The sequence below is a fragment of the Arthrobacter sp. P4_H3 genome, from assembly GCF_056400885.1.
Window position 1 is genome coordinate 48,014 of sequence record NZ_JBFUKK010000007.1, and the last position, 23,440, is coordinate 71,453.

General features: G+C 67.4%; 17 protein-coding genes. 10 read left to right on the forward strand and 7 right to left on the reverse strand.

The features are described from left to right. Nucleotides 1–50: 50 nt before the first annotated feature. On the reverse strand, nt 51–1,463 hold the full coding sequence (locus AC1DRE_RS11540; RefSeq protein ID WP_476984769.1) for an MFS transporter: 1,413 nt from the start codon (nt 1,461–1,463) through the stop codon (nt 51–53). A gap of 269 nt (nt 1,464–1,732) precedes the next feature. On the opposite strand from AC1DRE_RS11540, the gene AC1DRE_RS11545 reads away from it, so the two are divergent. Genes AC1DRE_RS11545 through AC1DRE_RS11555 form a run of 3 tightly spaced genes read left to right on the forward strand, consistent with a single transcriptional unit; the run spans nt 1,733 to nt 7,063 of the window. Further along, on the forward strand, nt 1,733–3,208 hold the full coding sequence (locus tag AC1DRE_RS11545; protein WP_476984770.1) for an MFS transporter: 1,476 nt from the start codon (nt 1,733–1,735) through the stop codon (nt 3,206–3,208). Nucleotide 3,209: 1 nt separating this feature from the next. Continuing rightward, nucleotides 3,210–5,465 carry a molybdopterin oxidoreductase family protein gene (locus AC1DRE_RS11550; protein ID WP_476984771.1) on the forward strand — a complete coding sequence of 752 codons (2,256 nt, stop codon included), beginning with the start codon at nt 3,210–3,212 and terminating at the stop codon, nt 5,463–5,465. Beyond that, nucleotides 5,462–7,063, forward strand: coding sequence for an FAD-dependent oxidoreductase (locus AC1DRE_RS11555; RefSeq protein ID WP_476984772.1), 1,602 nt, complete (start codon nt 5,462–5,464; stop codon nt 7,061–7,063). Before AC1DRE_RS11550 ends, AC1DRE_RS11555 begins: the two co-directional genes overlap by 4 nt. A gap of 25 nt (nt 7,064–7,088) precedes the next feature. Here the strand turns inward: AC1DRE_RS11555 and AC1DRE_RS11560 are convergent, their stop codons facing one another. Genes AC1DRE_RS11560 through pnuC form a run of 3 tightly spaced genes read right to left on the reverse strand, consistent with a single transcriptional unit; the run spans nt 7,089 to nt 9,605 of the window. Then, entirely contained in the window at nt 7,089–7,832 is a 744-nt protein-coding gene (locus AC1DRE_RS11560; protein WP_476984773.1) for an NUDIX hydrolase, read from the reverse strand. Beyond that, on the reverse strand, nt 7,829–8,938 hold the full coding sequence (locus tag AC1DRE_RS11565) for an AAA family ATPase (RefSeq protein WP_476984774.1): 1,110 nt from the start codon (nt 8,936–8,938) through the stop codon (nt 7,829–7,831). The genes AC1DRE_RS11560 and AC1DRE_RS11565 overlap by 4 nt, the downstream gene beginning before the upstream one ends. A 1-nt stretch (nt 8,939) precedes the next feature. Beyond that, a complete protein-coding gene (gene pnuC / locus AC1DRE_RS11570) occupies nt 8,940–9,605 on the reverse strand; it encodes a nicotinamide riboside transporter PnuC (RefSeq protein ID WP_476984775.1) in 666 nt (221 codons plus the stop codon). A gap of 168 nt (nt 9,606–9,773) precedes the next feature. On the opposite strand from pnuC, the gene AC1DRE_RS11575 reads away from it, so the two are divergent. Further along, nucleotides 9,774–10,433 carry a hypothetical protein gene (locus AC1DRE_RS11575; protein ID WP_476984776.1) on the forward strand — a complete coding sequence of 220 codons (660 nt, stop codon included), beginning with the start codon at nt 9,774–9,776 and terminating at the stop codon, nt 10,431–10,433. Here AC1DRE_RS11575 and AC1DRE_RS11580 read toward each other — a convergent pair. Continuing rightward, nucleotides 10,380–11,795, reverse strand: a complete 1,416-nt coding sequence (locus tag AC1DRE_RS11580; protein ID WP_476984777.1) for an NAD(P)H-quinone dehydrogenase — start codon at nt 11,793–11,795, stop codon at nt 10,380–10,382. The genes AC1DRE_RS11575 and AC1DRE_RS11580 overlap by 54 nt on opposite strands. A gap of 94 nt (nt 11,796–11,889) precedes the next feature. On the opposite strand from AC1DRE_RS11580, the gene AC1DRE_RS11585 reads away from it, so the two are divergent. Further along, nucleotides 11,890–12,708, forward strand: a complete 819-nt coding sequence (locus AC1DRE_RS11585; protein WP_476984778.1) for a purine-nucleoside phosphorylase — start codon at nt 11,890–11,892, stop codon at nt 12,706–12,708. Here the strand turns inward: AC1DRE_RS11585 and AC1DRE_RS11590 are convergent, their stop codons facing one another. Beyond that, nucleotides 12,709–13,197 carry an RrF2 family transcriptional regulator gene (locus AC1DRE_RS11590; RefSeq protein WP_476984779.1) on the reverse strand — a complete coding sequence of 163 codons (489 nt, stop codon included), beginning with the start codon at nt 13,195–13,197 and terminating at the stop codon, nt 12,709–12,711. 97 nt (nt 13,198–13,294) lie between these two features. Between AC1DRE_RS11590 and AC1DRE_RS11595 the strand changes: the two genes are divergently transcribed. Beyond that, nucleotides 13,295–15,037 carry a phospho-sugar mutase gene (locus tag AC1DRE_RS11595; RefSeq protein WP_476984780.1) on the forward strand — a complete coding sequence of 581 codons (1,743 nt, stop codon included), beginning with the start codon at nt 13,295–13,297 and terminating at the stop codon, nt 15,035–15,037. A 59-nt stretch (nt 15,038–15,096) separates the two neighbouring features. Here the strand turns inward: AC1DRE_RS11595 and nirD are convergent, their stop codons facing one another. After that, on the reverse strand, nt 15,097–15,462 hold the full coding sequence (gene nirD, locus AC1DRE_RS11600; protein ID WP_476984781.1) for a nitrite reductase small subunit NirD: 366 nt from the start codon (nt 15,460–15,462) through the stop codon (nt 15,097–15,099). A gap of 281 nt (nt 15,463–15,743) precedes the next feature. On the opposite strand from nirD, the gene nirB reads away from it, so the two are divergent. The 4 genes from nirB (at nt 15,744) to AC1DRE_RS11620 (ending at nt 23,439) form a co-directional block, all read left to right on the forward strand. Next, nucleotides 15,744–18,374 carry a nitrite reductase large subunit NirB gene (gene nirB, locus AC1DRE_RS11605; RefSeq protein ID WP_476984782.1) on the forward strand — a complete coding sequence of 877 codons (2,631 nt, stop codon included), beginning with the start codon at nt 15,744–15,746 and terminating at the stop codon, nt 18,372–18,374. A 2-nt stretch (nt 18,375–18,376) separates the two neighbouring features. Continuing rightward, nucleotides 18,377–19,411: a uroporphyrinogen-III C-methyltransferase gene (gene cobA / locus AC1DRE_RS11610; protein ID WP_476984783.1), complete on the forward strand. Its 1,035-nt coding sequence runs from the start codon at nt 18,377–18,379 to the stop codon at nt 19,409–19,411. Nucleotides 19,412–19,430: 19 nt separating this feature from the next. Then, a complete protein-coding gene (locus tag AC1DRE_RS11615) occupies nt 19,431–20,576 on the forward strand; it encodes a uroporphyrinogen-III synthase (protein ID WP_476984914.1) in 1,146 nt (381 codons plus the stop codon). 166 nt (nt 20,577–20,742) lie between these two features. Beyond that, nucleotides 20,743–23,439 (forward strand): GMC oxidoreductase, encoded by a 2,697-nt coding sequence (locus tag AC1DRE_RS11620; protein ID WP_476984784.1) that lies wholly within the window; start codon nt 20,743–20,745, stop codon nt 23,437–23,439. Nucleotide 23,440: the final 1 nt, after the last annotated feature.

Genomic DNA, 23,440 nt, shown 5'->3' on the forward strand with positions numbered 1-23,440 from the left:
GGCACCCCGCGAAGGGGTACCGGGCATTGTGGTGAAGGGCGAAGGCCGGGTCAGGCCACGTTGTTCTCGTAGTCCAGGTCCCGGGTTTCCTTGCTCAGGAACAGCGCCACCAGGGTGAGGACCGCCATGGCGGTCAGGTAGATACCGACCAGGACGGGGCTGCCGTCAGCCTGTTCCCAGAGTGCGACGGCGATGAACGGCGCCACAGCCGCGCCCAGGATGCTGGACACGTTGTAGCTGACAGCAGAGCCGGTGTACCGGACGTTGGTCGGGAACAGTTCCGGCAGCAGCGCACCCATCGGCCCGAACGTGAGCCCCATCAGGGAGAACCCGATGATGAGGAGTGCCATGGTGCCGATGAACCCGCCGCCGAACAGCGGCACGAACAGCAGCCCGAACACGAAGATTCCGCCGGTCACCACCAGCAGCATCTTGCGGCGGCCGTACTTCTCGGCCAGCGGACCGGAAACCAGGGTGAAGATGCCGAAGAACACGACGCCGGCAATCAGCATCCAGAGGAAGTCGTTGCGGGTGAAGCCCAGCCCGGGAACGAACGCCGCGGCGGCTGCCTCGGTCATCGGCTTGCCGGCCTTCTCCGCAGCGGCCTTGGCGGCATCCAGCGACGCGGGCCGGGTGCCGTAAGTCAGCGTGAACGTGGTCATCAGGTAGAAAAGCACGTAGGTGGCGAGCATGATGAACGTGCCCAGGATGAGCTGCCGCCAGCTCGACTTGAAGACCCGCGCAAGCGGCAGCTTGGCCACCTCGTTGGATTCGAGCACCTTGGTGAAGGCCGGCGTTTCAATGAGCTTGAGGCGGACGTAAAGGCCGATGATCACCATGACGGCGCTCAGCAGGAACGGAACGCGCCAGCCCCAGGCCTCGAAGGCTGCCGGGGTAAGGACGTAGCTGGCCACCAGGAAGATCACGTTGGCGATGATGAAGCCGATGGGCGCACCGAGCTGCGGGAACGTCCCGTAGATCGCCCGCTTGTTGGCGGGTGCATTCTCCGTGGCCAGGAGGGCCGCTCCGCTCCACTCGCCGCCGAGCGCTAGGCCCTGGGCGAAGCGCATGACCACCAGGAGGGCCGGAGCCCAGAAGCCCCAGCCCGGGACCAGCGCGGTGGGAAGGCAGCCGATCAGGAACGTGGCAATGCCCATGGTGAGCAGCGAGGCCACCAAGGTGCCCTTGCGGCCGAACTTGTCCCCGAAGTGCCCGAAAACGATGGACCCGAGCGGGCGGGCGATAAACGCGACGCCAAACACCGCGAAGGAGCTCAGCAGCTGGGTGGTTTCATTCTGTCCCGGGAAGAACAACCGGGGGAACACCAGTACGGCCGCCGTGGCGTAGACGTAGAAGTCGTAGAACTCCACGGTGGTGCCGATCAGGCTGGCGACGATCACGCGCCCGCGCGAGTTAACCTGCTTGGCTGACCCCGGCTGCGGCGAAGTGGCAGTGGATGACATGTAGTAACACTTTCGTGAGAACCGGGCGTCCATCCCCAAAAAGGCTGCCCGGCTAAGGGATACATAGGTCTCAATAATAGTTCCGGAAGTCCATCGACTGGACAAAGGGTCCACCATGCGGACTTCTGAAATTGTCTCACTAACGGCGCCTCACGCCGTCGTAAAGGCCACGATAGGCAAACTTCACAGCACGTTAACAAACGGCGACGCTTCACGAAACGCGCCGACTCTACCTTGGAAGGACAACAAACCCCCAAAGGAGGTACACCGTGACTGTTGACCGCAACGCAGATGCCGGAGCCGGCAATTCCCCTGAGACTGGCTCCGAGCCGTGGCACGGAAGTGTTGCCACTTCATCCAGCGCGCAGCCCGGCACTACCCGCACCGCTGACGCCCCCGCCCTTGAAGTCCGCCCCGGCCGCTGGATCGCCAACTGGGATGCCGAGAACAAGGAGCAGTGGGAATCCCAGGGCCGTTCCATCGCCCGGCGCAACCTGAACTGGTCCATCTTCGCCGAATTCCTCGGCTTTGTCGTCTGGCAGCTGTGGTCCATCGTGGTGGTCCAGCTCCCCGGAGCAGGCTTCACGTTCTCCACCTCTGAAATCTTCTGGCTGATCTCCATGCCCAGCCTGGTGGGTGCCACACTCCGCATCCCCTACACGTTCATGGTCCCGAAGTTCGGCGGCCGCAACTGGACCATCGTTTCGGCCCTGCTGCTCCTGATTCCGTCCATCGGACTCGCACTGTGTGTCTCCAATCCTGAGACCCCGTTCGGCGTCATGCTGCTGGTGGCAGCACTTGCCGGCTTCGGCGGCGGAAACTTCGCCAGCTCCATGGCCAACATCACGTTCTTCTACCCGGCCCGCGAAAAGGGCTGGGCCCTGGGCCTGAACGCCGCCGGCGGCAACATGGGTGCCGCCGTCGCACAGCTCGCCGTCCCGATCGCCATCACACTCCTGGCCGCCGGAACCGTCAACCTTCCGGTCGCAGGCCTGATGTGGGTTCCGCTCATCCTGCTCGCAGCGTTCGGTGCCTACAAGTACATGGACAACCTCACCAGCGCCAAGGGTGACGTGGCAGGCTCGATCGCTGCGCTCAAGGAACCGCACCTGTGGATCATGGCCCTGCTGTACATCGGCACGTTCGGTTCCTTCATCGGCTTCGCCGGTGTATTCCCGAAGCTCATCAAGGACTACTTCCCCGCCTTCTCTTCCATCGGAGTGGGTACTGTGGCTCTTTCGCTGGCCTTCCTCGGCCCGCTGGTCGGCTCGCTGGCCCGTCCCTACGGCGGACGCATGGCGGACCGGATGGGCGGCGCCCGTATGACAGTTGCCGCTTTCGCCTCCATGGCGGTCATCACCCTCACCATGATCTGGACCCTGCCGCTCAAGAACTTCTGGCTCTTCCTGGTCCTCTTCCTGATGCTCTTCACCGCCAGCGGCTTCGGTAACGGTGCCACCTACCGGATGATCCCCATCATCTTCGCCACCAACAGCCGGGCAGCACGCAAGGGCGCCAGCACGGTGCAGACCCAGCGCCTGGCCTCCTCGGCCCTCGGCCTGATCTCCGCAATCGGCGCCTACGGCGGGTTCGTTATCCCGCAGGTGCTCAACGCCTCCAACACGGCCAGCGGTTCCTACACCCCCGCTTTCTACGGCTTCGTCGGGGCATACGTCCTGATGCTGGTGGTCTGCTGGGCCTGCTACATCCGCAACGCCAACCGAAATGCGATGGGACACGTCTAACATGACCAAAAGCGCCGATACGCACTGCCCTTACTGCGCCTTGCAGTGCGCCATGACGCTGAAGTCCCCAGCGGCTCTGACCCCGGCTGTCCAGCCGGGGTCAGACCCCGTGCCGGCTCCACCCGCTCCGAACGTACCCGCTGCCGCCGTTGATGCCGGCGGCGCAGCGGCTGCGCCCGTCCTGGAAGTTTCCGGACGCGACTTCCCCACCAACCGCGGCGGCCTGTGCCGCAAGGGCTGGACCTCCGCCTCGCTGCTGAGCCACCCCGGACGCGTCACCGAGCCCATGCTGAAGGGCTCCGACGGCGTCCACCGTCCCGTCAGCTGGGATGATGCCCTGAAGCTCATCACCGCTGCCGTCAAGGACACCCGCGCCCGCTACGGCGCGGACGCCGTCGGCGTCTTCGGCGGCGGCGGCCTGACCAACGAGAAGGCCTACCAGCTGGGCAAGTTCGCCCGACTGGCCCTGGGCACGTCCCGGATCGACTACAACGGCCGGTTCTGCATGTCCTCCGCAGCCGCCGCCGGCATGAGGGCCTTCGGGGTTGACCGCGGCCTCCCGTTCCCGCTGGAAGACCTCGACGGCGCCAGCACCATCCTGATGCTCGGCTCCAATGTCGCCGAGACCATGCCGCCCTTCGTGCAGCATCTCCAGGGAGCGCGCGACGCCGGCGGGCTGATTGTGGTGGATCCCCGCCGTTCCGCCACCGCTGCCTTCACGTCCGACGGCGGCGGCCTGCACCTCCAGCCCCTGCCGGGCACCGACCTCACCCTCCTGCTGGGCCTGTCCCACGTAGTCATCCACGAAGGCCTGGCGGACACCGACTTCATCCAGGCGCGCACCAGCGGCTTCGATGCCCTGGTCCGCAGCGTCAACGCCTTCTGGCCCGAACGCGTCCAGTCCCTCACCGGTGTGCCCGCGGACCTGATCCGCGAGACGGCCCGCCGCCTTGCCCACGGCGCCACCAAGGGCGGCAGCTACATCCTGACCGGCCGCGGCGTGGAGCAGCACGTGGACGGAACGGACACCGCCACCGCCGCCATCAACCTGAGCCTGCTGCTCGGGCTGCCCGGTTCCGCCCGCAGCGGCTACGGCACGCTGACCGGCCAGGGCAACGGCCAGGGCGGCCGTGAGCACGGCCAGAAGGCCGACCAGCTCCCCGGCTACCGCAAGATCACCGACCCCGCCGCGCGAGCGCACATGGCGAAGGTCTGGGGCGTGCCGGAATCCCTGATTCCCGGCCCCGGCCTCCCCGCCGTCCAGCTGCTGAAGTCCCTCGGACAGCCCGACGGCGTCCGCTGCCTCTTCGTGCACGCCTCGAACATCGCGGTGGCCTCCCCCGATGCCAACGCCGTCATCAAAGGGCTCCGCAGCCTGGACTTCCTGGTGGTCTGCGACTTCTTCGTCTCCGAGACAGCGGCCGAAGCCGACCTCATCCTGCCGGTTCTCCAGTGGGCCGAGGAGGAAGGCACACTGACCAACCTCGAAGGACGCGTCCTCCGCCGCCGCCGCGCACTGCAGCCGCCGGCCGGCGCCCGCAGCGAACTCTGGATCATGGCACGGCTCGCCGAGGCGCTCGAGGCTCCGTCCACCTACAGCGAGGATCCCGAGACGGTCTTCGAGGAACTCCGCCTGGCTTCCGCGGGCGGCCTCGCTGACTACTCCGGCATCAGCTACGCCATGCTGGACCGCGGCGAAGCGGCCTACTGGCCGTACCCCGTGGGCAGCAGCGGCACGCCGCGGCTCTTCCTCGACGGCTTCGCCCACGCCGACGGCAAGGCGGTCATGACCCCGGTGGCGCCGCGCCGCCGTCGTGCTCCTGCTGCGAACCCCGGCAGGGATGGCGCAGACCCGGCCGCCAAGACCATGACGCTCATCACCGGCCGCCTGCTGGAGCACTACCAGTCCGGGGCGCAGACCCGCCGTGTGTCCGAGCTGCTGGCTTCCCAGCCGGAGGCGAAGATGCAGATCCACCCTGCCGCCGCGGCGTCCATGGGCATCACCGACGGTTCGTTCGTTTCAGTGGCCAATGAGCGCGGCGAGGTGGTGTGCCGGGCCGAACTCAGCACGGCGATCCGGCCCGAGACGGTCTTCCTGCCGTTCCACTTCCCGGAGCTCGAGAGCGCCAACCGCCTGACGGAAGCCGCCACCGATCCCATTTCCGGGATGCCCGAGTTCAAATTCAACAAGGTGTGGGTCCGCGTGGCTGCCAACGGACTCCAGCACAGCGTTCTTCAGACATCGGAGGCCTCATGAGTGAGCAGATTGTAATTGTGGGCTTTGGTCCGGTCGCCGCGCGGCTGATCGATGAGCTGCTGCCGGCAGTGCGCAGCGGGCTCGCCCACCTGACAGTCATCGGCGAGGAGACAGACGCCGCGTACAACCGCGTGCTGGTGGCCGACCTCGGCGTGGGGCGGACGACGGCCTCAGCGCTGGCCCTCTCCGATGCCGCCGCGCTGATCGCCGACGGCGTGGACGTCCGGCTCGGCGTCCGTGTCCGACGGGTGGACCGTGCCCGCCAGCAGGTCGTCCTCACCGACGGCACGAAGCCGCACTACGACCGGCTGGTGTTCGCCACCGGTTCCCGCCCCGTGATCCCCAACCTGACCGGCCTCAACCCGGACCCGGCCCACCCCGTGCTGCCAGCCGGAGTGACCGCATTGCGCGACCTGCGCGACGCCGAGGTCCTCCGCCAGGCCGTCGCCGGCGGCAAGCGCGTGGTGGTGCTGGGCGGCGGCGTCCTTGGCCTCGAGACGGCCCTGGCGGCCGCCGAGGAAGGCGCCACGGTGACCGTGGTCCACAACGGCCCGCATCCGCTGGGCCGGAACATCGACCGCGGCGGCGGTGCGGTGCTCGCCGCCAGCATGCGCAACTGCGGCGTCCGGATGGCCGGCAACGCCCGCTCCACGGGGGTGGAACACAACGCTCCCGACGGCGGCTTCTCCGCCTTGCTGCTGGATGACGGTTCGGCGATCGACGGCGACCTGCTGGTGCTGTCCTGCGGCGTCCGTCCGCGCGTGGAGCTCGCCGAAGGCTGCGGGCTGTCCACCGCCACCGGCATCCTGGTGGACCACAAGCTGCGTGCCCACCACGAGCCGCACATCTTCGCGATCGGCGACTGCGCCGAGGTCCGCTGCCCCGATCCTTCCTGCAGCGACTGCCGGGCCGCACGCGGTCCGTCCGGCCTGGTGGGGCCGGGCTGGCGCCAGGCGGAGTGGTTAGCGGAGTACCTGACGCTCCTCGCCGAGGGATCCGCTGACGGCACCGTCGACGGTCCACCCACCGGCGATTCCGTGGACGCAGCCGAGTCACTGCCCGAGCTGCCCATGGAGAAGCCGGGCGTCGTTGTCCTCAAGGCCCGCGGCATGAACATGGCAGTGGCCGGGGACAACGCCGCGGAACCCTGGGATGAGGAAGTGCTCACCGCCGGTGCCGTGAACGGGCGCCCGCGGCTGCAGATTGCGCAGTGGGCCGATCCGGAACACGGCCGCTACGTCAAGATGACCACGCGCGGCGGCGTGCTGGAAGGCCTCGTGGCCGTAGGCATGCCGCGCACGGCTGCGGAGCTGGTATCCCTGTTCGAGCGCGGCGACGAGCTCCCCGCCGACAGGTCGCTGCTGCTGCGCCTGGACGGACCGGACCAGCTGGCTGCCGCCGGCAACAACGACCCGGAGCGCACCGTATGCCGGTGCGCCGGCGTCACCGGCACCAAGATCCAGGACGCCGTTGTGGACGGCTGCTCCACGGTGGCCGAGGTGTCCGGTGCCACCCGCGCGGGCACCGGCTGCGGCGGCTGCCACTCCGACATCAAGGACATCATCGAAAAACACTTCCAGGCGGCAGCAGCCGCCTGACATCATGTGACGCCTGGCCGGGCGCTTAGTCGGTCCCGGGCCTGCTCATGGGCGGGTGGATGTGGCGTTCCGTGGCCGTGAAAAGCGCTGCTGGCGCCCCTGTTGCGGCTTTGGATTTCCGCCCGGTGTCGTGAAGGTGGGGCAGCATCTTGCGGGTGAAATTTCCCGCTGCCAGGCGCGTGTTCCAGGTTGCCTCATAGACGGTGCGAAGCTGTGTCATGGTGAACTCTTGCGGCACCAGCCGGGCGGCGACGGTGGTGTATTCCAGCTTCCCCGAAAGCCGTTCCAGGCCATCGCCGAGGATTGAAGCATGGTCGAACGCCATCGGACTTTCCAGCGCCTCATGGACGGGATGCCACTCCGCGGCCGCCGCGTCGGAACCGGCGGACAGTGCCGGCAGTGCCTGGCCGTCGGTGGCCAGCAAGGCCAGATGTGCGACGGAGACCACCCGCATCCGGGGATCGCGGTCCGGGTCGCTGTAGGTGGCCAGCTGTTCAACGTGCACCGGCAGCCGGCCGAGGTCCAGGCCCGTTTCCTCTGCCAGTTCACGGAAGGCTGCCTGCTCTGCCGACTCCCGGACGCCGACGAACCCGCCGGGCAGCGCGAGGCCGCCCTTAAACGGGTGGACACCGCGGCGGACCAGAACCGAGTGCAGCACTCCCCCTGCCACTGCGAGAACCACCAGGTCCACGGTGAGGGCAACGGACGGGTAATCCTTTGGCGTGTAGGCGTGGAGAAATTCCTGCTCACCATTGGGTGTCCTGTTCATACCGCTGCGCCTTCCAGGACGGTGCGGGTGGCCCACGGCGGCGAGGTGAAACCGTGCTGCCGGGCCAGGATTGCGTCGATGACTTCAACCGCCGTACGCATCCGCCGATCGGGATCACCTGTGACCAGGATCCAGGAGTGCCCTTCCTCAGTGAGGGTCTCCTTGAACCATTCGGTCATTTCGGCCCGGCGGTGTTCACCTTCCCGCCAGCCGTCGTCTTCGAATGCAACACCCTCGTGATCGGTGACAAGGTACAGGTCGCGACGGGGCAGGCCCGAAGCGGCGGCAAAGGCGCCGTAGCTGCGTTCGCCCAGGTAGAAGCGTTCCCAGAGTGTGGTGGCCAGGGCATCGGTGTCGGCAATGACCAACGGACAGGCATCGGCGGCGGCGTTCTCCATCCCGTTCTGCCGGCTGCCGATGAGCCCGAAGTCGGCGGCGGTCCAGACCATCTCCTCCAGCACGGCGTCCGGCTTGTCCGCGCGCAGGGCATCGAACTTCTCGTAGGTGTACTGCCGGCCGAATTCGGGGACGTCGGCGATGCGCGGGAACCGGGGCCGGTAGTAGTCGGTAAGTGCCCTTGCCAGGGTTGTTGTGCCCGTTGATTCGGCGCCGACGACGATGATGCGGGTGCACATCTGCTGCCGGGCCGGGGCGATGATGTTGGGCCACGCAGCCCTGAGGTCGTCGCGGCACTGCGTCCCGCTAACCGGGTACGCGGACCGTGCCGGGTCAACGAGGACGTGTTCAGCACCGAAGGCGGCCGCAAGCCTGGATCCGTAGGCCTCGGAGCTGAAGACCGCGTCAATGGCTCCGACGCCGCGGGTCTTCAGGGCAAGGCGCATCAGCTCGCTTTGGGCTTTCCAGATCTCGTCGGACCCGTAGTCCTCCGGGCAATCGTTGCGCATGCCGATGACCTGCACGCCGGCGTGGCCGGAGAATTCTTCCGCGAGCCACCGCGTCCGCTCCGCGACGTCCACGGACTCAAACCGGCTGCCCAGGACCAGGACCGAAACCCGCTCCGCCTGCGCTGCGGCCGTCGCGATGAGGTGGGCGTGTCCGGCATGGGGCGGGTAGAACTTGCCGATGACCATGGCGTTCTTGTACATGTCAGGCTCCTGCGGTGACGGTCGCTGGGAAGGCATCGGGCGCTTCGGCTGTGCGGGTGCGCTTCCAGTCGATGAGCCCATAGACGCAAATGCACAGGAATCCAAGGTACAGGATGGCGGTCAGCGTCAGCCCGCGGCTGAAGTACAGCGGGATGGAGACCACATCGATGAGGATCCAGACGTACCAGTGCTGGAAAATCTTCCTGGCCTGGCCGTAGGTTGCCGCCAGGGAAGCAGTCAGGACGAAGGCGTCCGGCCAGGGCACCTGGGAGTCGGTGCCGTGGGTGAGGACCATGGCGACGACGGCGGTGCCGGCGGCCGTAGCGCCGAGGCCAATGAGCGTCTCTTTCCGTGAGGCGTCCCGGATGGGAAGGTCGTTCCTACCCACGGTCCTGGCGTTACCGCGCGCCCAGTTGTACCAGCCGTACAAAGCGACGGCGGCGAAAATCAGCTGGAGGACTGTTTCGCCGTAGAGGCCCGCACCCAGGAACAGAACGATGAAACAGATGTTGTTCAGGATGCCGAGGGGCCAGTTCCACAGTTTTTGCCGGGCGACTCCGTAGACGCACGCCGCGCCGGTCACAAAGCCGATGACCTCGATCCAGCTGACCGGAGTATCGAAGAGGGCGAAGGCTGGGGAGTTCATCCAGGCGATCAGGTGGTTCATGGCGCTTCCCGTCTTTATTATCAAGCTGATAACAAAGACGCTACCACCATTTTTATCAATCTGACAATAACTGCTTCCGGTTCCTCCGTGGGACTTTGGCCCCTTGCCTCGCCCGCGGAGCGAGGGTGTCATGGAAGCTACGGTCGGTGACGACGGAGGAGGGTTGGCATGTTTGCCGTGACGATCTTCCTGGCCGCGGCCGCACTCATCCTGGCTGCCGGGGCCATGGGCATCGTCTCCCTGCGGCAGCCCGACCGTTCCGCAAGGGCGCGCGCCCTCGTCTGGACCGCAGCCGCGATCATGGCTGCCTTCACCGTACTCGCCGGCCTGTTCATCAGCGGCTACGCCCTGGCTGATCCCGGCGGAATGGACGGGGTCATCCTGATCGTGTCGTGGACCGTTCCGATGGCCGCACTCGCTGTGCTTGCATGGCTTCGTCCCGTGTGGGCTGCACCTGCGCTGACCATGCTGACCGCATTGCTCATCGCTGCGGGCATCTGGTTCGCCGTCGACTCGGCATCGTGGCGTGCGTTTGAGAACGCGAACGGGCCCTTCCGGGCGGTGGCCGTCCTGGTCCTGGCGTTTCCGGCAGCCGTCCTGGGCCTCAAACGGACACCCGATGCGGGCTGGCTGCTGGTGGCACTCGGACTGGGACCCGTCGCGTTCTCGGCACTGGGGAGCCTCGCCGGAGTGGTGTCCCTCTCCGCCGTCAGCGTGATCCCGCTGATCACCGGGCTGCTGTATCTCGTGGCCGCCCGGGTGAGCCGCAGCCTGCTACATGTGGACGTGCAGGCGCCGGGCCGCTTCGGAGATGGAGCCGCTGAGTGACGGGTACACCGTAAAGGTGCTGGCGACGTCGTCGACGTGAAGCTTCTGGGTGACGGCGATGGAAATCGCGAAAATCAGTTCGGAGGCGTTCGGACCCACCACAACGCCGCCGATCACGGTGCCGGAACCCTTCCGGGCGAAAATCTTGACGAACCCGTCACGGTGGTTGCGCATCTTGGCCCGGGCGTTGCTGCGCAGCGACAGCTTCACCACGTCGCCCTGGTATTTGCCGGAATCGATCTCCGCCTCGGACACGCCCACGGACGCAATCTCCGGCGACGTGAAGATGTTGGAGGCCACCTGGTGCAGCTTGAGGGGCATGACAGCGTCGCCTAGGAAGTGGGCCACGGCGATGCGGCCCTGCATGGCCGCGACCGATGCGAGGGCAAGGACGCCGGTGCAGTCACCGGCGGCGTAGATGTTGGGGGCGGTGGTGCGCGAGACGCCGTCCACCTTGATGTGGCCGCTCTCGGTGACCGCCACGCCGGCTTCCTCCAGGCCGATGCCTGCCGTGTTGGGGATGGAACCGACACAGACCAGGCAGTGGCTGCCGGTCACCTTGGAGCCGTCACCCAGGGTGACGACGACGCCGTCGTCCGTCCGTTCCACCGTTTCGGCGCGGGAGCGGGAAAGCACTTTCACGCCGCGGCGTTCGAAGACGCCTTCCAGGACCTCGGCGGCGTCGGTGTCCGAGCCCGGCAGCACGCGGTCGCGGCTGGAAATCAGGGTGACCTTGGAGCCCAGGCCGTTATAGGCGGAGGCAAATTCCGCGCCGGTGACGCCGGAACCGACCACGATGAGTTCCTCGGGGAGCTCGTCCATGTTGTAGATCTGCGCCCAGTTCAGGATCCGGTCGCCGTCGGGCCGGGCGGTGGGAAGTTCGCGGGGATGGGCGCCGACCGCGAGCAGGATGGTGTCCGCTTCCACGGTCTCCGTGCCGTTAACGGTGAGGACCTCGATGGTGTGGTTGTCCAGCAGCCGGCCGGAGCCGATCAGGATGCGCACGCCCTGGTGCTCGAGTCCGCTCCGGATGTCCTCGGACTGCTTCCGCGCCAGGCCAAGCAGGCGGTCGTTGATGTGCTTCAGGTCCGCGCGCATCACCGGGGCGAAATCGCCGCCGTCGACGTCGAACTTCACGCCCAGCTCCCCCGCTTCACCGACGCGGGTCATCAGGTCCGCCGTCGCGATCAGGGTCTTCGAAGGGACGACGTCGGTGAGCACCGCGGAACCGCCGAGGCCGGCGCGTTCGATGATGGTGACTTGCGCCCCCAGGGACGCGGCCACCATGGCGGCTTCATAGCCACCGGGCCCTCCGCCAAGAATTGCGATGCGAGGTGAGCTGAAATCCGGATGCGTAGTCACAAAGATCCATTCTCTACCATCCGCCGCCGCACACCAATAAAAGGGACCTGCGCCACTGCTGGGCAGCGAACCGCAGGCACGATAGCTTGTACCAGTGAGTAATACAGAATTCCTGAACACGGACCCTTTTGATGCCGCCCGCGCGGCCGCCGATTACATCGCCGAGGAGACGGGAGTGGACAGCCACGACGTCGCGCTGGTGCTCGGTTCAGGCTGGGGCGACGCCGCCGACCTGATCGGTGAGACCACCGCCACGCTGTCCGCTGACGAGGTCCCAGGCTTCTCCGCGCCGGCAGTAGAGGGCCACGTCGGCACCATCCGGTCCGTCCTGACCAAGGAAGGCAAGCGCGCGCTGGTGCTCGGTGCCCGGACGCACTATTACGAAGGCAAGGGCGTCCGCGCAGTAGTGCACGGAGTCCGCACGGCGGCAGCGGCAGGCTGCAGGACCCTGGTGGTCACGAACGGCTGCGGCGGCCTCAATGAAAGCTGGACCCCCGGCACTCCCGTTCTCATCAAAGATCACATAAACCTCACCGCCACGTCCCCGCTCGAAGGCGCAACCTTCGTTGACCTGACAGATCTGTACTCCGCCCGGATCCGGGGGCTGGCCCGCGAAGTTGACCCATCCCTGGACGAGGGCGTCTATGCGCAGTTCACCGGCCCGCACTACGAAACGCCGGCGGAGGTACAGTACGCCAAGCGGATCGGAGCCGACCTGGTGGGCATGTCCACAGCGCTCGAGGCAATCGCTGCCCGCCATGCAGGCATGGAGGTCTTCGGCATCTCACTGGTGACCAACCTCGCCGCAGGCATCAGCCCGGTGCCGCTGAGCCACCAGGAAGTGCTGGAAGCCGGCCAGGCCGCCGGACCGCGCATCTCCAAGCTGCTCGCGGAAATCATCGCCAAGCTCTGATTACTGCTTCCTGGCGGGCATCAGCAGGCGAAGCGTGTCTTTGCGGGATCCGGGAAACTTCCGCTCAACTGAGGCGGCGATGCCTGCCACAGTCTGCCGGGACAGCGTCTGCCGCCAGGCAAGCTCGGCCTGGCGCATGGTCTGGGATACCAGGCAACTGCGGAGGTAGTCTTCGGCGGGATCCGAACCCGGCGCGTTCGCGAGGATGGACTCGCAGCGGAAGGCCGGTTCCGGACCTTCGATGGCCAGGACGACGTCCAGCACGGTGATCCTTTCCGCGGGTTTCGCTAACTGGAAGCCGCCGCGGGGCCCGGACACGGAGGAGAGGATGCCGGCCCGGACCAGTGCCTGCAACTGCTTGTTCAGGTAGGCGGCGGGCAGTTGATACAGTTCCGCGAGCCGGGCGCTGTTCACGGCCTCCCCGGCGGGGGCCCAGGACATGTTTACGCAGCAGTGCAGCGCCCACTCGACCCCCTGGCCCATCTTCATTTTTCAGACATTACGTGTCCAGAAAATTTACTGTCAAGGACTCCCCGCGGTGCTTGTCGGGCAGCGGATACCGGCGGATAGGCGATAGCTTGTTCCTATGACGTCTTCCGATGCCGAATTTCCGCAGCTGCTGAGCGACGCCCGGGACTGGGCCGCCCAGGACCCGGATCCCGCCACTGCCGCCGCTTTGACAGAACTCATCCAGCTCTCCGAGGACGGGGTTCCCTCTGCGCGCCAGGATCTGGAGGACAGCTTCAGCGGAACGCTGCAGTTCGGCACCGCCGGCCTGCGCGCGGAGCTTGGCCCCGGACCCAACCGGATGAACCGCGTTGTGGTGCGGCGCGCTGCCGCAGGCTTCGCCGCGTTCCTGACCGCCGCCGTCGCGGAGGCCTCGCCGGGCACCCGGCCCCGCGCCGTCGTCGGGTTTGACGCCCGCTACAACTCGGATATCTTCGCCGAGGAGACCGCCGCGATCTTCACGGCCGCCGGTATAGAGACCTTCCTGATGCCGCAGGCGCTCCCGACGCCACTGCTCGCCTATGCGGTGCGGTCGCTGGATTGTGACGGCGGTGTGATGGTGACTGCCAGCCACAACCCGTCGCAGGACAACGGCTACAAAGTGTACCTGGGCCGGCACGCGGTGGAGGAAAGCGGGCGCGGGGCGCAGATCGTGGCACCGTACGACGCCCGGATCGCCGCCGAAATCGGCCGGGTGGGTGCGCTGGACTCCATTGCCCTTGCCCCCACGGGCTGGACCGTTCTGGAGCCGTCCATCAGCGCCGGATACCAGGCCGCGGTGGCTGGCCTGGCACTGCCCGCGCAGTTCCCGGCCCGCGACCTGAAGATTGTCCTGACCCCCATGCACGGCGTGGGCGGCGACACCGCGGTTGCCGTGCTGAACGCGGCGGGCTTCACCGACGTAACACTGGTGGCCGAACAGGCCAGGCCGGACCCGGACTTCCCCACGGTGAACTTCCCCAATCCGGAGGAGCCGGGCGCACTGGACCTGGCGCTGGAAACGGCGGCCCGGGTGGACGCTGACATCGTGCTGGCCAACGACCCCGACGCCGACCGCGCTGCCGTTGCGGCCAAGGATCCGGACACGGGTGCCTGGCGCATGCTGCGCGGGGACGAAGTGGGCGCCTTGCTCGGTGCCCACATTGTGGCAAGGCTCGCTGCAGGCGGAGGCAGCACCACCCAGGGCGTTTTCGCGAATTCAATTGTTTCCTCGCGCCTGCTCGCGCGGATCGCGGCTGCGGCGGGGTATTCCCATGAGGAGACCCTGACCGGGTTCAAGTGGATTTCCCGCGTTCCCGGCCTGCTCTACGGCTACGAGGAAGCGCTGGGATACTGTGTGGCCCCGCAACTGGTCCGGGACAAGGACGGTATTTCCGCCGCCGTGCTCATCGCGGAACTCGCGGCAGCGGCCAAGGCGGACGGCAAGACTATTTTCGATACCCTCGACGAGCTGTACCTGGTGCACGGGCTGCATGCCAGCGACCAGCTCAGCATCCGCGTGGCGGACCTGGGCCTGCTGGACGCCATGATGAACCGGCTCCGGGTCAGCCCGCCGGAATCCTTCGGCGGCTCGGCCGTCGAAACCTTCCGGGACCTGGCCGAGGGCAGCGAGAACCTGCCGCCGACGGATGGCCTGCTCTACCTCACGAGGGACCTGAGCAGGGTGATCATCCGCCCCAGCGGCACCGAACCGAAGCTCAAGTGCTACCTCGAAGTCATCCGGAGCGTGGGCTCAGCCGCGGAGCTGCCCGAGGCGCGGCAGGCGGCCCGGGCAGCGCTCGACGGCGTGCTGGGAGATGTACGGGAGGCGCTGGGGCTTTAGCCCGGGGTGCGTTGGCAGGCACGCCCTGACTGGCGTGCTTTGGTAGGCGTGCTTAAGCGCTAGAGCTCAACCTCGACGTAACCGCCAACAACGCGGGTGCGGAACGTGGGGAGGCGGAGTTCAGCGGTGCCAAAGCACTCACCGGTTTCCAGGTCGTAGACCTCCTTGTGGAGCGGGGACGCAATGGTCTGCCGCGTACCGCGGGATCCGACGATGCCGCGGGCCATCACATGGGCGCCGGTGGCGGGATCTTCCTGGGCCACGGCAAACACCTCGGCCGGCGCGGTGCGGAACAACGCAACCTGGCGGCCCGCGATCAGTGCTGCCTCACCCCAGGCCAGCTCCAGTTCCTCCACGGCGCAGACGCGGTTCCATCCCGTCGCAAATCCGGTGGTCTGGTCATCAAGTTCAAGTATTGCGGTCATTTCCGGCCCCTCTCGCATTGCCTGCGGCCCGGCGCTCTTTGGAACGGCTGCCGGGCCCGGACCGCCGACGCGGCCACATATCCAAGCTAGGGCGGCGGTGTTTCAGCGGCGTGCAGTGAATGTGTCCGGGACGTAAAAGGCAACTCACCTGTCCCGAAATCCATTCGTGATGCAGAAGTTAAGTTCACGAAACATAAGGGAAACTGAAGCGAAACTGCGGGTACCTAGTCTGGATGGACAAGCTGCAGAGCACCGTCTGCGGCCCATGCGAAAGGCCCACAGTGACCGAACAGACTTCAAGCACAGAGACTCCGCGCCGCATCGTCGTCGCCGGCGGCGGCCCGGCGGCCCACCGTTTTGCGGACGCAATGCATGCCCGTGGCCTCGAAGGCTGGCATGTCACGGTCCTCACTGAGGAAGCCCACCTCCCCTACGACCGCGTGGCACTGAGCAAGGCCCTGACCGTCATGGACTACGACCTCACCCTGGGCGAGGCGAACATGTGGGACCACGAGGCCCTGTCCCTGAAGACCGGCGAGCGCGTCGTCAAAATCAACCACGAAGCCAAGTCCGTGGAGACGGCAGCCGGCAGCATCTTCGAATACGACCACCTCGTGGTCGCGACGGGTTCCAATGCCGCCCGCCTGCCGATCCCCGGCGCCGAGCACACACACGTCTACCGCACGCTCGAAGACGTCTGGGCCATCAACAAGGCCATTGCCGAACTCACCGAAAAGCTTGGCCGCCAGGTCAACGCCGTCACCATCGGCGGTGGCCTCCTCGGCCTCGAATCAGCCGCCGGCACGGAGCAGCTCGGCGCCAACCCGATCGTCATCGACGGTTCGCAGTGGCTGATGGCCACGCAGCTGGATGAAGGCGCGGGCCAGGCAATGGGCCGGCTCATCAAGGCCAAGGGCTTCGAAGTCCACGGTGGCGTGTTCCCCTCCGAGGTGCTGTCCGACGACAATGGCCAGGTCACCGGCGTCCTCATGGCCGACGGCCGCATCATCGACGCCGACCTCGTGATCGTCGCGATCGGTGTCCGGCCGCGCGACGAACTCTTCCGCGCAGCAGAGGGCGAGGAGCAGATCTTCTCGCTGGGCCAGCGCGGCGGCGTGGTCATCAACGACTACTGCGCCACCGAGGTCGACGGAATTTGGGCCATCGGTGAAGTGGCCAACTTCGGCGGCATGTGCCTGGGCCTGGTCGCCCCCGCCAACACCATGGCGGAGATCGTCGCTGACCGCCTCCACGGCGGAGAGGCCACCTTCCCGGGCTTCGACACCGCCACCAAGCTCAAGCTGTCCGGTGTGGACGTTGCCAGCTTCGGTGACGCGTTCGCCAAGACCGAGCACGCCCTCGAAATCGTCTACGCCGACCCCGCCCGCGGCGTGTACCAGAAGATTGTCACCACGGACGATGCCAAGACCCTCCTGGGCGGCATCTTCGTGGGCGACGCCACCCCCTACACCAGCCTGCGCCCGCTCCTGGGCCGCGAGCTCAGCGCCGAGCCCGGCGCGTACCTCACGGCAGCCGGCGGCGGCGACGCCCCGGACACCGAACTCCCGGACGACGCCATCCTGTGTTCCTGCAACAACGTGTCGGCCGGAACCATCCGCGACACCGTCAACGGCTGCGGGGCCTGCGACGGCAACGCCCCCGTCCAGGAACTCGGCGAACTGAAGGGCTGCACCCGCGCCGGCACCAGCTGCGGCTCGTGTGTCCCGATGCTGAAGAAGCTGCTCGAAACCGAACTGACCAAGTCCGGCGTCGAAGTTTCCAAGGCCCTCTGCGAACACATCGAGCTGTCCCGCCAGGAGCTCTTCGAGACCATCCGCGTCCTGGAACTCACCTCCTTCGAGGAGGTCATGGCCAAGTACGGCACCGGCGCAGGCTGCGACATCTGCAAGCCGACCATCGCCAACATCCTGGCCAGCCAGAACAGCGCCTACGTCCTGGACGCCGGCCGCGGCACCCTGCAGGACACCAACGACCGCGCCCTCGCCAACATGCAGAAGGACGGCACCTACTCGGTGGTTCCCCGCATCGCCGGCGGTGAGATCACCCCGAAGAAGCTCGGCGTCATCGCCGCCGTGGCCGAGAAGTACAACCTGTACACCAAGATCACCGGCGGCCAGCGCATCGACATGTTCGGCGCCCGGCTGGAGGAACTTCCGGAAATCTGGAAGGAACTGGTGGATGCCGGCTTCGAATCCGGCCAGGCATACGGCAAGAGCCTCCGCACGGTGAAGTCGTGTGTCGGTTCCACCTGGTGCCGCTTCGGTGTCCAGGACTCGGTGGCCATGGCCATCCAGCTCGAGCTCCGCTACCGCGGCCTCCGCAGCCCGCACAAGCTCAAGATGGGCGTCTCCGGCTGTGCCCGCGAATGCGCCGAAGCCCGCGGCAAGGATGTTGGCGTGATCGCCACCGCCGACGGCTGGAACCTCTACGTCGGCGGCAACGGCGGTGCCACCCCGGCCCACGCCCAGCTCCTGGCCAAGGACCTCGACGACGAGACACTGATCAAGTACATCGACCGCTACTTCATGTACTACATCCGCACCGCAGACCGCCTGCAGCGCACGGCGCGCTGGCAGGAAGAGCTCGACGGCGGCATCAAGCACGTTGAGGACGTTGTGGTCAAGGACACCCTGGGCATCGCCGAGGACCTCGAGGCCGCCATGGCCAAGCACGTTGACACCTACGTCGACGAATGGGCCGACACCCTGAAGGATCCCGAGCGCCTGCGCCGGTTCCGCTCCTTCGTCAACGCTCCCGACCAGAAGGACGACTCCATCACGTTCGTCTCCGACGAGCGCGGCCAGATGCGTCCGGCCACCCCTGAGGAAAAAGGCAAGGTCCTGATCGGCGCTTCCATCCCCATGAGGCCCCGCGACGAGAACGAGGTATAGGCATGCAGCTCAGCATTGATCTCACCGGCCGTGAAGTCCTGGTCACCGGCGGGGACCACGCCGCCCGGCAGGCGGTCCGCCGCTATCAGGCCGCCGGCGCCGTCGTCTCCCGCCTCAGCACCCCGCAGGGTGCGAGCCATGACGGGCCGCTGCCCGAGCGCCCGTTCCTCGTGGCTGCCGTCGACGACGGCCAGCCCGGTTGGGAGGCGCTGCTGGACCGCTGCCGCGAAACCGGCATCCCCGTTTCGATGGAACCGGCTGCCGGAGCAGTGGGCCACGTGACCCTGGTGGGCGGCGGCCCCGGCGTCAGCGAACTGCTGACCGTGGCGGCCGTGAAGGCCCTGCGCGATGCCGACGTCGTCTTCTACGACCGGCTTGCTCCCTACCAGGAGCTGCCGTCCCTGACCTCGGCCGAACTGGTGGATGTGGGCAAGCAGCCCGGCCACCACAAAGTCAGCCAGGCCGACATCGAGAAGCTGATGGTGCAGAGCGCACTGGCCGGCAACAACGTGGTGCGCCTCAAGGGCGGCGACCCCTACGTGTTCGGCCGCGGCGGCGAAGAGGTTGCAGCCTGCGTGGCTGCGGGCGTGCCCGTCAAGGTCATTTCCGGCGTCACCAGCGCCATCTCCGTCCCGGCGGCGGCGGGGATCCCCGTCACACACCGCGAAGTCAGCCACATGTTCACCGTGGTCTCCGGCCACGCCCCGCTGACGGAGAAGGAACTCACCCACCTCGCCGGTCTGGGCGGCACCATCGTGGTCCTGATGGGCATCGGAACCCTGCACCACCTCGCCGCCGGCCTGCGCCGCGCCGGGATGCGGGCAGACATGCCGATGGCCGTCGTCGAACGCGGCTACCGCCCCGGCCAGCGCACCACCATCGCCCAGCTGGGTACGATTGTCACAGCGGCCGCCGATTGCACTAACCCGGCAGTGCTGGTCATCGGCGAGGTGGTGCGGGTGGCTGAAGCCAACCGCGGGCACGCTGAGGCGGCGGCCGATCTCAACCGCCTTGCAGCGTCACTGATGGGATCGTGAAAGTAACACCATGAGCGCCATGAACACTATTGCCACCTCCGGCACGCAGGACACCCCTGTTGCCGACGCCCCCGATTCGCCCCTGGAGGGGTTCCGGATCGGCGTGACGTCGCACCGGCGTTCCCAGGACCTGATCGAGGCCCTGGAACGGCGCGGTGCCGAGGTGCTGCACGCGCCTGCACTCAAGATCGCGCCGGTGCAGGAGGACATGCGGCTCATCGACGACACCAAAGCCATCATCGCCGCCAAGCCCGATCTCTGCATCGCCACCACCGCCTACGGCATGCGCCGCTGGTGCGAGGCGGCTGACGCGTCCGGCATCGGCGATGAACTGCTGGAGACCCTCGGGGCATGCCGGATGTTCGTCCGCGGTCCCAAGGCGCGCGGTGCCGTCCGCGCCGCCGGCCTCGCCGACGTCGGGATCAGCAGCGACGAAACCACCGCCACCCTGGTGGACATGCTGCTGAAGGAAGGCGTCCGCGGCAAGACAGTGGCCGTTCAGCTGCACGGCTACACGGACGTCCGCCAGCTTGAGCGCCTCAAGATGTCCGGTGCCACCGTCCTCACCGTTACGCCCTACCGCTGGGTCAAGCCCGACGGCGAGGACAAGCTGCCGCGGCTGATCGAGGCCGTCTGCAGCGGCAACCTGGACGTCCTGACCTTCACGAGTGCCCCGGCCGTCGACGCCATGTGGAGCACCGCCCATGAGATGGGCCTCTACAAGCAGCTCGTCGAAGCCCTCAAAACCACGGTCACCACTGCCGTCGTCGGCCCCATCACGGCGCAGCCGCTGGTCGACGCCGGGCTGTCACCGCTCGTTCCGGAACGCTTCCGGATGGGTGCCCTCATCCGGCTGGTCTGCGAACACCTTGCCCTGAACCACGTGCGCCGCCTGGACACCCGATCCGGCAACGTGGAACTCCGCGGACGGTCCCTGCGGATCGACGGGGAACCTGTCGAAATGGCCCCGGCGCCGCTCCTGCTGCTGCGCGCACTCCTGGGTGCCGAAGGCGCCGTCCTGTCCCGGGAATCACTCTCCGACCTGCTGGAACTGCGCGGCTCGGTGCACGCGCTGGACATGACGGTCAGCCGGCTGCGCTCCTCCCTGCCGGACGGCCGGATGGTGGAAACCGTGGTCAAGCGCGGGTACCGGATCCGCGTCTAGCGGTTCCCGGCCCCTGCCGGTTACCCCGTATTTCGTGGACAGACCCGGTCCGCAGTGGGAACATGTCGCTAGGGTTTGCGTTTGACCGCCCCGCGGCCGCTTCCGCACCGTTCAGGTGCGCGGCTGCAGGGGCGTTCGGCGAGTCAGCTCTTCCGAGAGGAATTGCGTGGAACCGGTGGTGGAAGGCGACGATGATCCCGCGGAGTCTGTGGACGCCGTGGTGGTCGGATCCGGCTTTGGCGGTTCGGTAGCGTGCTACCGCTTGGCGGCCGCCGGCCAGTCCGTGGTCCTGATGGAACGGGGCAAGGCGTATCCGCCGGGAAGCTTCGCCCGGACGCCATCGGAGATGGGCCGCAATTTCTGGGATCCGGACAAAGGGCTCTACGGGCTGTTTGACGCGTGGACCTTCCGCGGCCTGGAAGGAATCGTCTCCAGCGGCCTGGGCGGCGGTTCCCTCATCTACGCCAACGTGCTGCTGCGCAAGGACGAGAACTGGTTCGTCCAGGAATCCCCGGTGCCCGGCGGCGGCTACGAAAGCTGGCCGTTCAGCCGGCAGGACCTCGATCCTTACTACGACGCCGCCGAGGCCATGCTCCGCCCGGTGCCCTATCCCTACCAGGACACGCCGAAGACAGTGGCCATGGAAACGGCAGCCCGGGCCCTCGGACTCAGCATCACCCGGCCGCCCATCGCCGTCACCTTTTCCCCCTCGCCCGGCGCCGCCCCCGGCAGGAACCAGGCGCTGGCCCCCGCGCCGTACGGAAGCATCCACGGGGACGGCACCGTGCGCACCACCTGCACGCTCTCCGGCGAATGCGACATCGGCTGCAACACCGGCGCCAAGAACACGCTGGACCACAACTATCTGTCCGCGGCCAAGGCCGCCGGAGCCGACATCCGGACCCGCCACGACGTCCGGGGCATCAGGCCCCTGCCCGGAGGCGGCTATGAAGTCCGCTACGTCATCCACGATCCCGACGACGGCGCACCCGGGCTCCTGCAGGAACGGGTGATCCGCTGCCGCCGGCTCATCCTCGCCGCCGGAACCTTCGGCACCACCTTCCTGCTGCTGCGCAACCGTGCGTCGCTGCCCGCGCTCAGCGCGGCGCTGGGCACCCGGTTCAGCGGCAACGGTGACCTGCTGGGTTTCGTCCTGGACGCCAAGGACCCCGACGGCGTCACACGCACCCTCTCGGGCAGCATGGGACCGGTGATCACCACGGCCATCCGCACCGCCGATTCCAGCGACGGCGGCAAGGGCCGCGGGTACTACATCGAAGACGCCGGCTACCCCTCGTTCATGAACTGGCTCCTGGAGACCGGACAGTTCCGCCAGGTGGCCAAGCGCGCCGGCAAAGTGATGGTCCAACTCCTCAAGGACAGGCTCTTCCACGCCCAGCGCTCCAACATCTCCGCCGACCTTGCTGCCGCCCTGGGCGACGGCCGGCTCTCGGCGTCGTCCGTGCCCCTGCTCGGCATGGGCCGGGACATACCGGACGGCGTGATGACCCTCCAGGGCGGCCGGCTGGCCATCAACTGGACCCTCGCCACCTCGGCTGCGTACTTCGGCCGGATGCAGGCCACGATGCAGGCGATCGCCAAGGAACTGGGCGGCAGCTTCAAGCAGAATCCGCTCTGGTGGAGCAAGCGGGTCATCACCGTGCATCCGCTGGGCGGCGCTCCGGCGGGCCGGAACAGCAGCGAAGGCGTGTGCGATCCGTACGGCGAGGTTTTTGGATACCCGGGCCTGCACGTGGTGGACGGCGCCGCGATGCCCGGACCGGTGGGGGCCAACCCTGCCCTGACCATTGCAGCCTTTGCCGAACGTGCCTGCCACCGGATCCTCGAGGGAGCCGGCGGGGACGGACAGCGGGACATGGCGCCGGGCGGGCCGGATGCCGCAGGCCTCCCAGCTCCCGGCTACGCTGCTTCCCCCTACGGCCCTGGCCCACTCCGCGCCCTGGTGCCGGACGCGACCAAGGGTGCCAGGGCGCCGGAAGAGGAACGCACGTTTGTCCCCCGCGTCGCCAGCCGCGGGCTGGGACTGCCGGGAGCCGCCGGGCCCACCGCCAGCGAAGCCTTGCAGGAGGCCGAAATCGAGGAGGAAGCCGAGGCCGCCGAAACGGGCCCCACATCCGTCAGCTTCACCGAACAGATGCACGGATGGTTCAGCGCCGGAGTGGCCGAACCCGTGACCGGCGGCAGCCTGGGCCGCGACCGCAGCCGTCGGATGATGTTCGAACTCACCATTACCGCCACGGATATTAAGGCGTTTGTCCGGGACCCGCTCCATCCGGCCACCGCGGAAGGGTATGTCCTCGCCGACCAGTTCGGCGGCCGCCTCCCGGTGGAACGCGGCTGGTTCAACCTCTTCGTCAAGGACGGTCCTGAACCTGCCGGCCGGAAGATGCTCTACCGGCTCTGGCTGCGGGATCCGGGCGGCACTCCGCTGACCTTTGTGGGCTACAAGGACGTCCGCAACGATGCAGGCTTCGACGTCTGGGGTGACACCACCACGCTGTACGTCACCGTCCTGCGCGGGCATGTTCCGCCTCCGGACCCGGTCGCTCCCACTGCCACTGCCCCGAGTTTTCGTCCAGATAACGAGACTTCCGCGCCCCGGAACCCCCTCGATGTGGACAAAAACTCGGCCACGGTGGCGGGGGCTGGAATGCTGTACATCCGACCATGGGATTTCGCCCGCCAGCTGACCACATTCCGCGCGGTGGGTCCGGCTCCGGCGAGCGCCCTTGCCGCCTTCGGCAGGCTGTTCCTGGGTGAACTCTGGCGGGTCTACGGCCGTGTCCCGTCTCCGCTGCGGGCCGGCAGGCGTTCCGCCGGCAAGGTTCCCGGCCGGCGATGAA

Bases quoted from the DNA above. Each gene is read 5' to 3' on its own strand.
- AC1DRE_RS11540 (WP_476984769.1), bottom strand. From the start codon at position 1,463: ATGTCATCCACTGCCACTTCGCCGCAGCCGGGGTCAGCCAAGCAGGTT.
- AC1DRE_RS11550 (WP_476984771.1), top strand. From the start codon at position 3,210: ATGACCAAAAGCGCCGATACGCACTGCCCTTACTGCGCCTTGCAGTGC.
- AC1DRE_RS11555 (WP_476984772.1), top strand. From the start codon at position 5,462: ATGAGTGAGCAGATTGTAATTGTGGGCTTTGGTCCGGTCGCCGCGCGG.
- AC1DRE_RS11560 (WP_476984773.1), bottom strand. From the start codon at position 7,832: ATGAACAGGACACCCAATGGTGAGCAGGAATTTCTCCACGCCTACACG.
- AC1DRE_RS11565 (WP_476984774.1), bottom strand. From the start codon at position 8,938: ATGTACAAGAACGCCATGGTCATCGGCAAGTTCTACCCGCCCCATGCC.
- pnuC (WP_476984775.1), bottom strand. From the start codon at position 9,605: ATGAACCACCTGATCGCCTGGATGAACTCCCCAGCCTTCGCCCTCTTC.
- AC1DRE_RS11575 (WP_476984776.1), top strand. From the start codon at position 9,774: ATGTTTGCCGTGACGATCTTCCTGGCCGCGGCCGCACTCATCCTGGCT.
- AC1DRE_RS11590 (WP_476984779.1), bottom strand. From the start codon at position 13,197: ATGAAGATGGGCCAGGGGGTCGAGTGGGCGCTGCACTGCTGCGTAAAC.
- AC1DRE_RS11595 (WP_476984780.1), top strand. From the start codon at position 13,295: ATGACGTCTTCCGATGCCGAATTTCCGCAGCTGCTGAGCGACGCCCGG.
- nirD (WP_476984781.1), bottom strand. From the start codon at position 15,462: ATGACCGCAATACTTGAACTTGATGACCAGACCACCGGATTTGCGACG.
- cobA (WP_476984783.1), top strand. From the start codon at position 18,377: ATGCAGCTCAGCATTGATCTCACCGGCCGTGAAGTCCTGGTCACCGGC.
- AC1DRE_RS11615 (WP_476984914.1), top strand. From the start codon at position 19,431: ATGAACACTATTGCCACCTCCGGCACGCAGGACACCCCTGTTGCCGAC.